Annotated in this window: 15 protein-coding genes; 13 read left to right on the top strand and 2 right to left on the bottom strand. The window is 60.8% G+C overall.

The window, feature by feature from the left end; translation table 11 throughout:
* The first annotated feature begins 14 nt into the window (after positions 1-14).
* Positions 15-299: a hypothetical protein gene (locus AC1RZR_RS33195; protein ID WP_481829429.1), complete on the top strand. Its 285-nt coding sequence runs from the start codon at positions 15-17 to the stop codon at positions 297-299.
* Here AC1RZR_RS33195 and AC1RZR_RS33190 read toward each other — a convergent pair.
* Entirely contained in the window at positions 256-855 is a 600-nt protein-coding gene (locus AC1RZR_RS33190) for a thermonuclease family protein (protein WP_136621847.1), read from the bottom strand. The two genes, AC1RZR_RS33195 and AC1RZR_RS33190, sit on opposite strands and share 44 nt — an antisense overlap.
* Positions 855-1394, bottom strand: a complete 540-nt coding sequence (locus AC1RZR_RS33185) for a hypothetical protein (protein WP_481829428.1) — start codon at positions 1392-1394, stop codon at positions 855-857. Before AC1RZR_RS33185 ends, AC1RZR_RS33190 begins: the two co-directional genes overlap by 1 nt.
* Here AC1RZR_RS33185 and AC1RZR_RS33180 point away from each other — a divergent pair.
* The 12 genes from AC1RZR_RS33180 (at position 1394) to AC1RZR_RS33125 (ending at position 14527) form a co-directional block, all read left to right on the top strand.
* The gene (locus tag AC1RZR_RS33180; protein WP_481829427.1) at positions 1394-2341 is read left to right on the top strand and encodes a lytic transglycosylase domain-containing protein; all 948 of its coding nucleotides are present in this window, start codon (positions 1394-1396) and stop codon (positions 2339-2341) included. The genes AC1RZR_RS33185 and AC1RZR_RS33180 overlap by 1 nt on opposite strands.
* Positions 2342-2353: 12 nt before the next feature.
* Positions 2354-2662, top strand: coding sequence for a TrbC/VirB2 family type IV secretion system protein (locus tag AC1RZR_RS33175; RefSeq protein WP_136621829.1), 309 nt, complete (start codon positions 2354-2356; stop codon positions 2660-2662).
* Positions 2663-2667: 5 nt separating this feature from the next.
* Complete coding sequence (locus AC1RZR_RS33170) at positions 2668-2976, top strand: VirB3 family type IV secretion system protein (RefSeq protein WP_481829426.1); 309 nt, start codon at positions 2668-2670, stop codon at positions 2974-2976.
* A 1-nt stretch (position 2977) separates the two neighbouring features.
* A complete protein-coding gene (locus tag AC1RZR_RS33165) occupies positions 2978-5389 on the top strand; it encodes a VirB4 family type IV secretion/conjugal transfer ATPase (protein ID WP_481829425.1) in 2412 nt (803 codons plus the stop codon).
* Complete coding sequence (locus AC1RZR_RS33160; RefSeq protein ID WP_136621826.1) at positions 5386-6267, top strand: hypothetical protein; 882 nt, start codon at positions 5386-5388, stop codon at positions 6265-6267. The genes AC1RZR_RS33165 and AC1RZR_RS33160 overlap by 4 nt, the downstream gene beginning before the upstream one ends.
* 41 nt (positions 6268-6308) lie before the next feature.
* Complete coding sequence (locus AC1RZR_RS33155; protein ID WP_246094106.1) at positions 6309-6992, top strand: type IV secretion system protein; 684 nt, start codon at positions 6309-6311, stop codon at positions 6990-6992.
* 226 nt (positions 6993-7218) lie between these two features.
* Entirely contained in the window at positions 7219-8289 is a 1071-nt protein-coding gene (locus AC1RZR_RS33150; RefSeq protein WP_136621824.1) for a TrbL/VirB6 family protein, read from the top strand.
* 68 nt (positions 8290-8357) lie between these two features.
* A complete protein-coding gene (locus AC1RZR_RS33145; protein WP_481829424.1) occupies positions 8358-9035 on the top strand; it encodes a VirB8 family type IV secretion system protein in 678 nt (225 codons plus the stop codon).
* The gene (gene virB9, locus AC1RZR_RS33140; RefSeq protein WP_481829618.1) at positions 9032-9868 is read left to right on the top strand and encodes a P-type conjugative transfer protein VirB9; all 837 of its coding nucleotides are present in this window, start codon (positions 9032-9034) and stop codon (positions 9866-9868) included. Before AC1RZR_RS33145 ends, virB9 begins: the two co-directional genes overlap by 4 nt.
* 7 nt (positions 9869-9875) lie before the next feature.
* Positions 9876-11210 carry a type IV secretion system protein VirB10 gene (gene virB10 / locus AC1RZR_RS33135; protein ID WP_246094107.1) on the top strand — a complete coding sequence of 445 codons (1335 nt, stop codon included), beginning with the start codon at positions 9876-9878 and terminating at the stop codon, positions 11208-11210.
* A complete protein-coding gene (virB11, locus tag AC1RZR_RS33130) occupies positions 11176-12222 on the top strand; it encodes a P-type DNA transfer ATPase VirB11 (protein ID WP_136621820.1) in 1047 nt (348 codons plus the stop codon). The genes virB10 and virB11 overlap by 35 nt, the downstream gene beginning before the upstream one ends.
* Positions 12200-14527, top strand: coding sequence for a type IV secretory system conjugative DNA transfer family protein (locus tag AC1RZR_RS33125; RefSeq protein WP_481829423.1), 2328 nt, complete (start codon positions 12200-12202; stop codon positions 14525-14527). The genes virB11 and AC1RZR_RS33125 overlap by 23 nt, the downstream gene beginning before the upstream one ends.
* Positions 14528-14685: the final 158 nt, after the last annotated feature.

Here is a 14685-nt window from a genome sequence, read left to right as displayed (position 1 = left end):
AAAAGGAAAATGCCATGCTGAAAAAATTCGAGATGGATCCGGGAACGGGCATCGTGATCGCAACAGTCCTGATTTTGGTGCTGTCCGGCGCCCGGCTTCTAAATCAGTGGGACAGTCTATCGTTTTGGCGAGAGCCGGGGCTGATCGCGAGTATTATTCTCGGCTTGATTTCGGCGATTGCGCTTGCCGTGGCGTTCGTGATGTGGCGGCGGCCTCAGCGGGATGTCAGGCATGATCAAGCCCGCCGGGGACCGATTATCGATTCGCAGGTGGATTCGAAGACTGACCAGCCGCGTTAGATGCGTTGCGGATGTTGTGGAGGATGATGGCATTCGGATCGGGAACGTTGGCGAACTGCCACAGGCCAAGGTGCTGCTTTTTAGCGACCTCCTGCGCGACAATATAGGGAGCGTGAACCGGAGTGCCGTTCGGAGTGATGGCCGCAAAGGCCCAGCCTGTTGAGATCAGCGCCGTGCCGAGATCGATGCGAGAACCGGCCGCGGATCCTGAGATAGGCTGTGCAAGGCAGACGACGAAGCGCGTTTTGGTCGCGACCTGCCAGGCGGCCGTGTAGCACTGGGGTTTGAGATCCCGGATAAGAGAGACGAGCATGGCGAGGCTGGCCTCGCCGCAATCGACACGCCCCCCTGCCGCATTTGTGAAATAAGTGCCTCGCAGGCAGGCTTGAACGCCGTAGAGACGGTGGGTCTCGCCGGCATAGGTCCAGGTGTCGCCGGTGCTGAAAGATGCTGTGGCGGGGATTTGAAACCAGGGATTGGGTTTGTCCTCGGCCCGTGCCGGAACATTGGCGAGGACGGCCGCGAGAAGGCCAACGGCCGAGAAGCCACGCTTCATCATTGATACCTGCTCAGATCGAACCAGAAGCGCTGTTTGCCGTCTGTGGTCGTGAGATCGAGATAGTTTGGCTCCGTCCTCTTCTCGCGCGGCGTCACGGCGGATGTTGGACGCGCATCAAAACCCGAGCCTCTCGGGTAAGTGCCCCATGAGGCATTCGTTGCATTCCGCGGCGCGCAGAAAGCGCCGTTGCTGTCGGGCTTGTAGACAGTTTGTGAGCGAGAGCTGTTGTCGCTTCCGCCCGATTCCGTCTCGGGCGAGACGGCGATCGTGCCGTCCGGGCAGGGTTTGAATTTCTCATATCCGATACGACCGGAACTGCCGGCCTCGGGGCACTGAGGCCAGGGCTCCCCATGCGCGACCATACGGAAAGCCCGCTCGACCGGAGGCACACATTCCCCGACGCTCGCCCAACCCTGCGGGTTGAGGATGCACAGCAAAACCTTGCAGCCAAAATCATCAGCATGGGCCGGCGCCACCGACAGAGCCGACAAGGTCGGCAAAAACGCCACAACGGAAAGAACCCTGCTCATTTTCATTGCGCCAACCTCATTTTCGCGATTGCGGTTCATCGATTCATTGTATTAATTCAGCATTTCAGAATCGGCAACGGCGCAGGATTATTTTAATGATTCGATCCCGCAAAACAGTACTGGCCGTGGGTGCGATCCTGGTGACGTGCCAAGCAGCGTCTGCGCAGGAAGCTTCCGGGAAGTTCCAGGGCAACGTCACCGCACGTACCGGTCGCATCGTCATCGCGGCTGTCGACGCAAAGGGCCGGGTGATGCCGGCCTTTGAGGTTGAGAGCTATGACGTGCAGCGGATCGGTGCGGCGGGAAGCGCTGACAGCGCGGCCGCTACAGTGACATCGACCAAGGCTGACAACCCCTGCCCCGGCGTCGCTGCCCTGTCGAAGGAAGAGGGACAGCGTATCGTCGAAACGGTTGCGCGCCAGCAAGGCTTTGCCCCACCGCTCGTCCTCGCGGTTGCCCGGGCCGAAAGCCGCTTCAATTCCGGTGCGCTATCGCCCAAAGGTGCCTATGGCCTGATGCAACTTCTGCCGTCCACGGCAGCAAGCTACGGGGTCGATATCTGCGATCCCGCGGATAATGTAAAAGGTGGGATCGGCTTTCTGCGGGATCTGCATCGCAGGTTTCCGAACCCGATATACATGCTCGCCGCCTACAATGCCGGCGAGGTCGCGGTTTTCAAATACAAGGGCGTGCCGCCCTACTCCGAGACGGTTGGCTACGTCGCCAACGTCATCAACGATTTCTACCAATGGCCATCGGTCGGGTCTGAGGCAGTGATGCCCGCAGGGGCGGTGCCCCTTGACCTGGCCGGCGCTCAACCGGCTGCGGCCGGCGCGACGGATCAACAAAATGATCCGACATCCCGCCCCAACTCCCGCAATGGCGGCACCACGACGTCTCGCGAAGCGACGGCGCCGGTCTGGCAGGGCGGGATGGTGCAAAACTTTGACTGAGGAGAAGCTTTGATGACCATGTGGAAGATGATTGCGACACGCAGCGCTGGTGTGGCGATGCCGCTCATGCTCTTGGCAACGCAGGCGCTGGCCGGAGGCGGAAATCTCCAACCGGTGCAAAGCACGCTGCAGACGTTGGTGCAGACCCTGACCGGGCCGATCGCGACGGCTTTGGCGGTTCTGTTCTGCATTTTCATGGGCTTCATGGCCTGGGCGGCACGCCTGTCATGGTTTGTGGCTGGAAGCTGGGTCTTGGGTATCGTGCTGGTCTTCGGCTCGGCTCAGATCGTCGAATTCTTTCAATCCGCGGTCGGCAGGTGATCGGCATGGCAGACGGCCGGATCGATCCTGGCGAGCCCAGATTGTTGATCACTCCTCTCGTCAAGGGCTTGACCCGAGCGCCGACGGTGCTCGGCATCCCCTACGAGCTAGCGGGGTTCATCGGCGTGTTGACCGCTGTCGTGTTCCTCGCAACCCATAATCTAATCATGCTTTGTATCTGCGTGCCGCTCTATGCGGTTGCCAGGATCGCGATCATGCGCGATCCCATGTTCATCGAGATCATCTTCATCCGTTCACGAAAGATGCCGCCCCGGAGCGCCAGCTTCTGGGCCGCGCAAAGTTACCGGGTGTGACGTGGCGATCGCACGGGCTCTTCGCGATGAACTGAGTTTCGGGGCCGTATCTCGTCGGGAGAACCCGGTTTCGGCCCATATACCCTACTCGCGGCATGTGTCCGACGAGGTGATCAAGACGCAGGACGGCATGTTGATGTCCTTCGTTCACATGAGCGGGCTATGCTTCGAGACGATCGATATCGCCGAGATCAATTCGCGCCTGCTCGGTCGCAACGATCTCATTCGGGGGTTGGCGAATTCCCGCTATGCGATCTACTCGCATATCCTGCGCCGCGAGGTGAAGCCGGCGATCGAGTCAAGCTTCGAGAATAAGTTCTGCCAAGAGCTGGATCAGCGCTATACGGCGACCCTGCGCACCCAGCGCATGTTTGTGAACGACATCTACCTGACGATCGTGCGGCGCGAACTGCAGGGAACCGTCGGGACAGCGGATCTTGTGATCCGCAAGCTTTTGGGACGCAGGGCGGCGGACGGTCGCTCTTCGAGCGAGGAGCGGTCGCTGATCGAACTCACGGATGTGTTGAAAGCCGTCCGAGAGAGCCTGCAGGCGTATGGCGCGCGGGTTCTGAGCGTCGTCAAGCGCAATGACGTTTGGCATTCCGAGCCGCTGGAATTCCTGGTGCAGCTTGTCAATGGCGGGTTTCCGCGGCCGATGGCACTGCCGCGCATGAAGCTTGCGGAGGCGCTGGCGACCAAGCGGCTATTCTTCGGCCCGAATGCGCTGGAAATTCGCGGGGCGTTTCCTGGCGAAACGCGATACGGCGCCATCATTTCGGTAGGCGAGTACCCTTCCATTACGGGACCGGGGATGCTCAACCCAATGCTGAGGGTGCCGCACGAATTCATCGTGACGCAATCCTTCGCCATCATCGATAAGCCCCAGGCGCTGACCCAGATGGAGCGGGTCGGGCGCAAGATCGACATGTCGGATGAGGCCGGCTCGATCGTCGCCGATCAACTCGGCGAAGCGCGCGATGAGCTTTTATCTTCGGAAGCGCTCTATGGTTTGCATCATCTCACGGTGCTGTGCCTTGGGAAAACCATGGACGACGTGGCGCGCTGCGTGACCGACGTCGGCACCGCGCTGACGGAGGTGTCCGCCCTGTGGGTTCGCGAGGACCTCAATTGTGAACCAGCGTTCTGGGCCACCCTGCCCGGCAATTTCGCCTATGTGGCGCGCAAGTCGATGATCTCATCGAAGAACATGGCGGGCTTCTCGGCCTTCCATAACTATCCGAGCGGCCGGGCTGGTGGGGTGCATTGGGGAACGCCGATAAGCGTGCTCGAGACGACGTCGCAAACGGCCTACTTCTTCAACTTCCATGTTCGAGATCTCGGCAACTTTACCCTGAACGGTCCCTCGGGCTCCGGCAAGACGGTGCTGCTCGGCTTTCTCGCGGCACAGGCGCAGCGCATCACGCCGCGCCCCAAGTTGGTCATGATCGACAAGGACCGCGGCCTGGATATCTTCGTGCGGTCGCTTGGCGGCCGCTATGAGGTTCTCAAGGCCGGCGAGCCTTCCGGCTTCAATCCGTTGCGCCTGCCCGATACGCCGCACAACCGGGAATTTCTCTTCCAGCTTTTCAGTTTCATGCTGCGTCGCGCCGACGGACACGCCCACTCGACGCGCGAGGAGCAAGTCATTCGCAACGCGATCGCCCAGGTGGCAAGCGCACCGCCCGAAGGTCGAACCATGGAAGAGTTCGCCGAGCTGTTGCGTGGTGCGATGCGCGCCGGCGATGACGATCTCTATTCGCGCCTTCAGCCATGGATGAGACCCGATCAGCGCGGTTGGTTGTTCAACAACGCCGAAGATTCGTTTTCGATGTCGTCCATTTTTGGCTTCGACATGACGAGCGTGTTGAGCGACGCAACGACCAGCACGGCGGCCTTGCTCTATATCTTCCATCGCATCGAGGAGCTGCTTGACGGGCAACCGGTCATGATCTTCCTCGATGAAGGCTGGAAGCTCCTGGACAATGATATTTTCAGCTACTTCATCAAGGACAAGCTGAAAACCATTCGAAAGTTGAATGGCATCATTGGTTTCGGCACGCAGTCTGCGGCGGATATCGTGAAGTCGTCGATCGCCAACACGCTGATCGAACAGACGCCGACCAATATCTTTTTCCCCAACCCGAAGGCCGATGAAGAATCGCACAGGGCGTTCGGGCTGTCGGAGCGCGAGATCAAATGGATTCGCGAAACCCCGCCCGAAGCCCGCAAATTCCTGATCAAGCATGACCAGGACAGCGTCATCGCGCGCCTCAATCTCGGCGCGATGCCTGACGCGATCAAGATCCTCTCCGGTCGAATTGAGACGGTTCAGGAGCTCGACGCGCTGCGCGCGCGCGTCGGCGACGATCCGCAGGTCTGGTTGCCAATCTTTCTTGGGAGGGACCCGGAATGAAGACCATCATGGGCGCGACGGCCGCCCTTGTCACAATTTTCGAGTTATCGACGGCCATGGCGGCCGTGCCGGTTTCTGACAGCCCTATTCTGTCGCAGCGGAGCGAGGACAAGGCCGACACGGTTCAGATCAAGCTCATCCAGGAGGACACGAAGTCCGCCACGCAGGGCGTCAATTGCTCGGTGACGACGCCCAAAAAGGCGCAGAACGTGAAGAGCCCGAAGGCTTCGGTCGATCCGGCGAGTGGCAGGGCGTCCTTGGAACAGGCCAATCCCGACATCAAGGGCTCTTCGGCGTTCGCCTCAACCGTGTCGGAGTCGGGCGCTGTCGGCGGCAATGCCGGTGAAAGAAGCCTGCTCGACAGCACCGGTCAGGTTCTCGGCGGCATGAACGGCAGCATGTCGACCGTGGTCCCCAATAGGCGGGTTTTCGAGACCATGGGGCAGGATATCGGGACCGACAAAACGGTCATGGAAGCCTTCGACCGCAACAGCGCAATCCGCGCCCAAGGCGGGCTGACTTTCAACGAGGTGATCCAGGCAACCGGGTTCTTCGCCCAAGCTTTCAACGTGCGCAACATCGGCACTGCCACACTGACGAGCCGCGGATCCTCCGGCCTGGTGGTGCCCACTCCCGCGTCCCCGCCGCCTGGCTCCAGTGGCGCGACGAGCTGCCCCGGGGGGTCGAGTGGCATCGGCAAAGCCGGCAACCCATGCTGCTCGTCGACGGACAGCGCATGCCCGGCGCCGCGCACGACCGACACGGTTGAAAACGTATCGCCCATGCTTTCGCAAATCCAAAGGGACGCGAACAGCGCCCCCGTCACCATGACGACTGACGAACTGATGTCGGCTGTCAAGCAATATCAGGCTCAATAGGAGACAGGGCTATGCGTGGAATTGCGTTAACAGCGGCACTCTTGCTTGGCTTTGGCGGGATCGCCTTTGCGCAGGTGCCTACGATCGACGAGGCCAATCTGGAGCAGGCTCGGCAGATTGCATCGGCCACGAGCGAGATCCTCAGCACCGACCGCAACATCATGAACTATACGCAAAAGACGCTCCAGGCCGTCACGGGCGACCGGTCGAGCCAGGCCGGCGAGCTGGCGCAAATGGCCTTGGGCAATGGCGGCTTCTCCATGGGGGACGCGCCCTCGCTTGGTAGCGTGATCTCGGGTGGCTCGTTGTCGTTCGCCGGCCTCGGCAACGGATCGCAGGGGATCGTTTCGAACCTGATCAACGGCCTACAGCTGGTGAAAACCATTTCGGGTCTGATCAATGGCCAGACGACGCAGATGGATAAGAACTACAGCGCCCTGGTGAACGTCGCGGCCACGGTCACCGGACTGGTCGACTCCTCGCAAAACGGGGTGAAGACGCGTTCCAACGCTTTTCAGTCGGGCGCTCAGCGGATCGGCACGGCGCAGGACATCAAGGGCTCGATCGATCAGAACAGCCAGATCATGGTGCAAACCGGTCTGACCGTGAACGAGCTGATCGGCGCGGTGAACACCGCAACGGCGGCTGCCAACCAGGAAAACATCGATCGTATGAACCTGATCACCCAGGCGTCGCGGGGGCTCGAATACAAATCCGGCCAATGACGGTGCGCTTGCTTCTATCAGCGGCCGCCATCATTGGCGCCGTCGCGACCTCCGGGTGCGGCCACAAGCCGCTCAAGGCTCCATGCTCGCGCGACGAGGGACCGATGCAGCCCCTGGGGTTCGCGGCGCCCGAACCAAAAACAGAAGCGGCGAAGCCATTTGAGTGCGGTCCGATGAAGGCACTCAATAGCGATCCATCTCTATTTCCAGGTGGGATAGCGAAAAAATGAACTTCAATATCACGACGCTTCTCCAACAGGTCGACCGGTTCGGCAATAACTACGTATCGCAAGCCTACCAAAACCTCGCGTCCGCCTTGACCGGCGGCGGACAGGTGGGTGTCGCCGGCCTGATGCTGACGCTGTACGTGATATTTTGGGCCATCAGCGTCTGGCAGGGAACCTCGACCGGATCGGGAAAAGAGATGGTCTGGCGCCTGTTCCGCGCCTTCGTCATCTACGCTCTGGCGACGAGTTGGGGGGACTTTCAAACATATGCCTATTCGTTCGCGAATGAGACACCTTCCGCGATCGGGAACAGCCTTCTCACGAGCGTGTCGGCCAATGTGACCGGGACATCGGCCGGGCTGAACTCCGTCAACTCCGTGCAGACCGCCCTGCAAAATATCTGGGATTCGCTCGCCAACTCCACCGCTGCCTTTATCAAGAGCCTAGGGGTGTTGAACTTCGGCGGCTACGTGCTGGCGGCAATCATCCTCGTCGTGGGCGCGCTGCTCATCGGTTATGCGATCTTCCTCATCATCCTGTCGAAGATCTTTCTTTGGCTTTTGCTGGCGCTCGCCCCAGTGTTCATCATTCTCATGCTGTTCGGCTACACGACCCGGTTCTTCGCTGGCTGGATAACCGCCATCGTGCAGTACATGTGTGTGCAGATTCTGGTCTACGCCTTCTGCGCCTTCTTCATCTCGATCACCCAGACCTATTTCGACGCGGTCAACCGGTCGAACGGCGCCGCGACAACGACCTTGACCGAAGCCGCGCCGCTGATCCTGATCTGCCTCGTCGGCGTGCTGCTGCTGTCGCAAATCACCAACGTTGCCGCCTCACTCGCAGGCGGAATTGGTATTGGAACGCCTTCGTTTGGGCGGTTTTACGGCGGGGCTTTCGGAGCGCTGGGCCAAGCCGGTCAGCGGACGCTGATGGGACGCATGGGCTGGAGCACGCGGCAGGAACGTTTGGCGGGTCGCGAGCGGGCGCGCGTGAGCCTCGCACAAAGAAGATACGAGAATTCAGCGGAATATGCGCGGCTTTCGCGAAAGCTGACGGATCCCGCATAGTTTTGGGGCACCAATGAGCGATGTGACGGAAAGCGCTGGGGGACCGGCGAAGGAAACCGAAGTCTCCATTGCCGTACTACGTGGATGCGGCAATCTGGGAAAAAGATATCGCGCGGCGCAATCGCTGGTCGCGATCTCTGGCATGGTGTGTGGCAAGCGTCGCCTCGGTCATTGCCGTGGCAGCCGTGGGCGCACTGATCCTGGCGCTGCCGCTCAAGACCTATGAGCCCTACATGGTGGTGGTCGACAAATCCACCGGGTTTGTCGAGGTGAAGCGGCCGCTGGCCGATGGTCCTTTGCAGCAGGACGAGTCGATGGGGATGTTCGATATCGTCCGTTATGTGAAGGCTCGCGAGACCTACGATCCGAAGGCGCTGAAGGACAACTTCGACCTCGCGCAATTGCTGAGCGCCGGCGATGCCTCGAGAGAGCTCGTCGAGCTTTTCAGCCCGGCAAACAAGGTGACCAACCCCGTCGTGCTCTACGGGCGAAACACCGTCGTGGCTGTGACCGTGAAGTCCGTGACATTTCCTAACCAGAGGACCGCCCTGGTCCGGTTCATGACGGAGGAAAAGAGCCAGGCCAACACAGTGCAGCGGCATTGGGTGTCGTTGATCCGGTTCCGCTACACCGGCGCGCCAGCCAAAAACGAGATCCGCTTTCAAAATCCGCTCGGCTTTCAGGTGCTCGAATATCGGCGCGATCAGGAGACGGCGCCAGCACCCACCGCGGAGACTCCGCAATGAAGGTCGCCGGCATCCTGACGGCAATCGGGCTCGCCGTTTGCGCGGTCCAGCCAGCCCTTGCCGAGCAGACCCCTCGGGCGGGATCTCGTGACAGCCGCATTCGCTTCGTCTGGTATCAGAAGGACGATGTCGTGTCGGTGCCGGCGAGCTATGGCGCCTCGACCATGATCGAATTCGGTGATGACGAGAAAATCGAAACCCTCGGCGCTGGCGACGTACCGGCCTGGAGCATCGAGCCCAACAAGAAGGGCAATGTGCTGTTTGTGAAGCCGATCGAAAAGAATGCGGGCGGGAATCTCAACGTCCTGACGAACAAACGCAGCTACGTGTTCTTCCTCAACGGCGAGTTTCGGCCGGTTGCGCAACAAGTCTATGCGATCAAGTTCCGCTATCCCGAAGAGGCGTCGGACGCGGCGCTGATGGACGAAGCCCGGGCCCGGGCAGCGCAGCCGAACCGGCAAGGCTTCAGGGCGGAAAATGCCAACTCGTCCTATGCCTATAAGGGGTCGTCGGCAAATAAGCCCCTCGTGATCTACGACGACGGCGCGAAGACCTGGTTCCGCTTCGATCCGGCAAGAGAGGTGCCGGCGATCTATGTCGTCGATAGCGAGCGCAATGAAACCCTTGTGAATTATCGCCGCGAGGGCGCGTACATCGTCGTCGACAAGGTCAATTACCAATGGACCCTGCGCAATGGCAACGAAGCAACCTGCGTCTTCAATCTGAGACTGAACAATGTAAACGAACCGACCGGGCTTGAACCTTACGAGCCGCAGCGTGTCGGCGGTGGGGCTGTTCGGAAAGTGAGGGGACCCGATGCCATCTCCCAATGAGTACAGAATGCTCGCTGAGGAGGGCACGGCGGTCGCCGCGCCAAAATTCGGGGCAAGCACATTGTTCAAGATCGCCGTGCCGCTGGGTGCGGTGGTCTTCGCCGGCTGGATGATCTATGCGGCGACGCGTGCGTCGGACAAGCCGCTGTTGACGGCGTCGGATGGCGAGGAGTTTCACACCACACAGTTTCCCGCACCTGGGCTCGATACGCCGCGTCCCCAGCTTGATAACGGCACCCTGAAAATCTCGACGGCTCCCGAGGAGCCGCCGGCGGCACCAGCGCAGCCGCCGTCCACGATCGAGGCTCCCCCTCCCCCTCCGCCAGCATTGCAACCGCCTGCGGCTCCACAGCAGGTTCAGGACGATTCCGAGGCCCGGCGTCTGGCTGAGGAAGAACGGCGCAGGCAGGAAGAAGAGGAGCGCCGCAAATGGGAGCGCCTGCGCGCCAAGCAGCTCGTCGTCGATAGCGGCGATACGCCTGGCAGTGCATCAGCACTGGGCGGCAATGGAACGGATCCAGCGGCGGCCGGGAACGCAGGCGAGGGCGAGGAGGACCCCAATCGGCGTTTTTTGGCACGGGCGAGCCAGAGCGGAGCGGATACATCGAAGGCCACGATGAACCCGCGCACCGACGCTCTGGTCGCCCAGGGGACGATGATCAAGGGCGTGCTCGAGACCGCGATCCAGAGCGATCTTGCCGGTATGGTTCGGGCTATCGTGTCGGAGGATGTATGGTCGTTCGACGGTCGCAGGGTTTTGATCCCCGGTGGCTCCCGCCTTATCGGTGAATATCGCAGTGGCCTCGCAACCGGCCAAACGCGGGTGTTCATTGTGTGGACACGCCTGCTTCGATCGGACGGCATGTCGGTGCAACTCGGTTCGACCGGCACCGACGAGCTCGGTCGCAGCGGCATGCCGGGCGAGGTCGACAACCATTATTTCGAGCGGTTCGGCTCGGCGATCCTTCTAAGTGTCGTGGGCGGCGCGACCCAGTTCATCGCCAACCTTGGCAATGACCAGAACGGGTCGAACACCAATCAGACCTATACTGATCCGCAGACCGGACAGACGGTGACAGCGCAGACGCAACCCAACCAGTACATGCAGAGCGCCCGCCAGATCGGCGCGCAACAGATTTCGCAAAGCCTCAACCGCATTGCCGAAGAGGCGCTTCGCAACTCGATCAATATCGCGCCCACGATCCACGTCGATCAGGGGTCGCGCATCATGGTGTTCGTGCGCCGCGACCTCGATTTTTCGGAGTTCTATCCGGACCCGGTACGCGAGGCTTTGAGGGAGATACGACGTGAGCGGGCAGCAAAGAACCGTCTTTCTAAATAAGGCGCTGGGGCCCGTGCGGCGCTGGCTCGATGACGAGCGCGTGGTAGAAATCTGTGCGAACGGGCCTGGACTTGTATGGGTCGAAATCGTTGGCTCCGCCCATATGGAGCCCTTCGACGTGCCTGAGCTCGACCGCGCCGCGATCACATACCTCATGGAACGTATAGCGGCATCATCCTCCCAGTCGGTCAGCGAGGAAAATCCCTTGCTTTCGGCCGCCCTCCCCGGCGGCGAACGTTTTCAAGGCGTGCTTGCGCCGGCAACCCCGACAGGGGGCGCCTTCGCGATCCGCAAGCAGGTGGTGAAGGATATGCGCCTTGAGGATTATCGGAAGCGGGGGGCGTTCGATACGATCTCCGTCCAGGATCCCGGCGACTTGAGCGAGACTGACAGCGCCCTTTGCGAATATCTCGACGCCGGCAAGATCGAGGATTTCCTCCGCTTGGCCGTGCGCGAACGTTATTCGATCTTGCTTTCGGGAGGCACATCGTCGGGCAAAACGACATTTTTGAACGCGATTTTGCACGAGGTGCCTTCGGATGAGCGTATTCTCACGATTGAGGATACGCGCGAGGTCAAACCCCACCAGCCCAATTATCTGCCCCTCGTCGCGTCAAAGGGCGACCAGGGGCTGGCGCGCGTGACCGTTGAAACGCTGCTGCAGGCGGCCATGCGCTTGCGGCCGGATCGAATCTTCCTGGGCGAGATCCGGGGAGCGGAAGCCTATTCGTTCTTGCGCGCCGTCAACACGGGTCATCCGGGATCGATCACGACGATCCATGCGGACAGCCCGGCCGGTGCGTTCGAGCAGCTGGCCTTGATGGTCATGCAGGCTGGGCTCGGGCTGAGCAAGGCGGAGATCATCGATTACGTGCGGTCGGTCCTGCCGATTGTGATCCAACAGACGCGTCGGGGCGGCTGGCGCGGAACTTCGGCGATCTGGTTCAACCGCATGACCGAATGGAGAGCCGCCAGAAAGGTTCCCCAGAATGTCTCGCTTATTGGCTTATAGGCTTTACCTCGGCCTCATCGGCCTCGCCGCCTTCTTCGCCCTTTGGAGCCTGGCCTACGAGCTGGTGGCGACATGGCGTTGGAATCCCGCCCTCCCTTCCGAAGGCGCCTCGCGCTGGGGGCTTCTAAAGTACCAGAACGCGCAACGCAGCCTGAGCGGCCTGTTCGTTGCCTGGCAACATTTCAGCCAGCGCCTAGCCTATCATCCCACGCAGGGCGAGACGATCATTCGGGGCGCGATCGCGGTCGCGGTTGTCGTGGCGATCGGCGTCGGCCTGATCTTTGCAAGCCTGATCAACCGCAAGCCAAAGCACTACGGCGATGCACGGTTCGGCACGATCATGGACGCCGAAAGGCAAAACCTGCTGGCAAAGCAAGGCTTGATCCTCGGCAAGATGGGTGGGGCGACGATCCGCTCGGATGATCCCGCGCACGTCCTGGTGGTCGGGCCGACCCGATCCGGCAAGGGCGTCAGCTTTGTCATACCGAACGGTTATATGTGGCGAGGATCCTCGGTGTGGTTCGATCCTAAGCGGGAAAACTTCGAGGCGTTCGGTGCGCACCGGCAGGCTCTCGGCGACAAGGTCTTTTTCTTTTCCCCCGGCGAGCGGGACTCGCATCGCTATAATCCGCTGGATTTCATCCGGCGCGATGCGCGCATGCCGACGGACTGCGCGGTGGTCTCCTCCTTCATCATCCCGGAGGCGACAGGAAGTTCCGAGATCTGGGCGCGCGCCGGCCGGCAGCTGCTTGCGGCCATGATCGGCTATGTCCTGACATCGCCGCGTTATGAGGGGCAGCGTCATTTGCGCGCCGTCGCGATGCTTCTTTCGACCGGCGTGGACTTTCTGAGGGTGCTGACGAATATCCGTAATGACGAGGAAAAATATCTGCCGTCGTGGGTCCTGCACGGGCTCAACCAGTTCATTGCGCTGGAAAAGGAAACGCGAAACTCGGCCTACTTCAACCTGACGGCGGCTCTCAACCCCTGGACCAATGATCTCGTTGCGGCCGCTACGGCGTCGACCGATTTCGATATCTCGAAGCTTCGCAAGGACCCGACGGCCCTCTTCATCGGCTGCTCGGTGGCGCAGCTCGACGTGTTCCGGCCCATCATCAAAATCCTGGTTCAGCAAATCCATGATGTGTTGATGGCCTCCTTGCCGGGCCCGGACGAGCCCTACCAGGTCCTGGTGATGATCGACGAGTTTCGCCAACTCGGCAAAATGGAGTCTATCGTGTCCAAGCTGGCGATCAACGCGGGCTATGGCTTCCGCATGGTCCTGGTCCTGCAGGACCTCGCCCAGCTCGACGAGGTCTATGGTAAAGCGACGCGGCAGACCACTGTGTCCGCGTGCCAGGTGAAGCTTTTCATCCGCATGAACGACGTGGAGACCTCGGAATATGTCTCTGTAATGCTGGGACCGACCACGATCGAGGTGCCCACGCCGATCATCAGGGCCGGTCAAGGTATATTTGGAGGTCGAGACAAGAGTTTAAGTTACCAGGAAAGGCCATTCCGGACGGCGGCGGAGCTTCGACAGATGCCGGCGAAGCAGGCCGTAGTTCTGGTCCCGAGCGCACCTGGTTTCATGGTGCGCAAGATCACCCATTATAAGGACGCTCCCTATAAGGCGACCTACAAGGGGTTTCGGCACCGGCGCTTGAAGGTTCCGCCTCTCTCACGATGGCAGGATCTTCCGCTGCGCTCCATGGCGGAGGTCGAAGCGGCGGCTAGCAATGCGCCGGCGGCACCTTTCGAGTTGGGGGAACCCGACACCGTCGAAGCGCCGGTTTCGGGCGATACAGCCTATGCCGAGGCGGTGCCGCCTGCGAATGGTGCGGCGGCTGAAAGGGCTGGTCCCGTCGGGTTAAAGCCGAAAGTAAAGAGCGGCAGCGCGGACGCACCACAGGCGCTGCCAAGCTCAGGCCTTCCAACGGGCGGTGAGGCTGAAGCAAAGAGCGAGGTCGCCGCTGAAGTTCCGGAGTTGAAGCCGAAGCGGACCGCTCAGACAGCCGATGATGCGCCGAGGCCGCTTCCCACCCTTGGCCGGCGATCGGCGCCGGCAGCATCAAAGGCGTCTGACCCGAGTGCGTCTGAAGGCAAGGCGAGTATCTTGCAATTCCAAGTCCGGCCGGGAAACAAGTCCACGTCGATCGCCGCGCTGCTCGCATCGCTCGATCAGGAAGTGGAGGCCGGCGCTCGTTCCCTGTCACCGTCAGTGGATAGCGGAGATGTCGACGGGGTACCGTCAGCCGCTCTTGAGGCGCTGCAGGATCAAATTAGACGTCACGGCGATCGCTAGGACGTGAAATTCAGTTGAATTCAAATGAGCGATTTGTGCGTTCGGTACTTATGTCGAGTGTGAGAACCAGACAAAACGTCCCTAATCCGATGGCGGGCGCATCGAACCGGTTCGAGCGCCTCCCGGTTCTTGGTGGGGACGTGAGCTGATTGCTCGTC

The sequence above is a fragment of the Mesorhizobium bavaricum genome (assembly GCF_056781655.1).
Note: the sequence above shows the minus strand (reverse complement) of the source record. Positions and strands in the feature narration are given on the sequence as shown.

What these genes read in the sequence shown, in the direction of transcription:
- AC1RZR_RS33160 (WP_136621826.1), top strand. Translation starts at nt 5,386, where the DNA reads ATGAAGACCATCATGGGCGCGACGGCCGCCCTTGTCACAATTTTCGAG.
- AC1RZR_RS33175 (WP_136621829.1), top strand. Translation starts at nt 2,354, where the DNA reads ATGACCATGTGGAAGATGATTGCGACACGCAGCGCTGGTGTGGCGATG.
- virB10 (WP_246094107.1), top strand. Translation starts at nt 9,876, where the DNA reads ATGCTCGCTGAGGAGGGCACGGCGGTCGCCGCGCCAAAATTCGGGGCA.
- AC1RZR_RS33190 (WP_136621847.1), bottom strand. Translation starts at nt 855, where the DNA reads ATGAAGCGTGGCTTCTCGGCCGTTGGCCTTCTCGCGGCCGTCCTCGCC.
- AC1RZR_RS33125 (WP_481829423.1), top strand. Translation starts at nt 12,200, where the DNA reads ATGTCTCGCTTATTGGCTTATAGGCTTTACCTCGGCCTCATCGGCCTC.
- AC1RZR_RS33185 (WP_481829428.1), bottom strand. Translation starts at nt 1,394, where the DNA reads ATGAAAATGAGCAGGGTTCTTTCCGTTGTGGCGTTTTTGCCGACCTTG.
- AC1RZR_RS33150 (WP_136621824.1), top strand. Translation starts at nt 7,219, where the DNA reads ATGAACTTCAATATCACGACGCTTCTCCAACAGGTCGACCGGTTCGGC.
- AC1RZR_RS33195 (WP_481829429.1), top strand. Translation starts at nt 15, where the DNA reads ATGCTGAAAAAATTCGAGATGGATCCGGGAACGGGCATCGTGATCGCA.
- AC1RZR_RS33170 (WP_481829426.1), top strand. Translation starts at nt 2,668, where the DNA reads ATGGCAGACGGCCGGATCGATCCTGGCGAGCCCAGATTGTTGATCACT.
- virB9 (WP_481829618.1), top strand. Translation starts at nt 9,032, where the DNA reads ATGAAGGTCGCCGGCATCCTGACGGCAATCGGGCTCGCCGTTTGCGCG.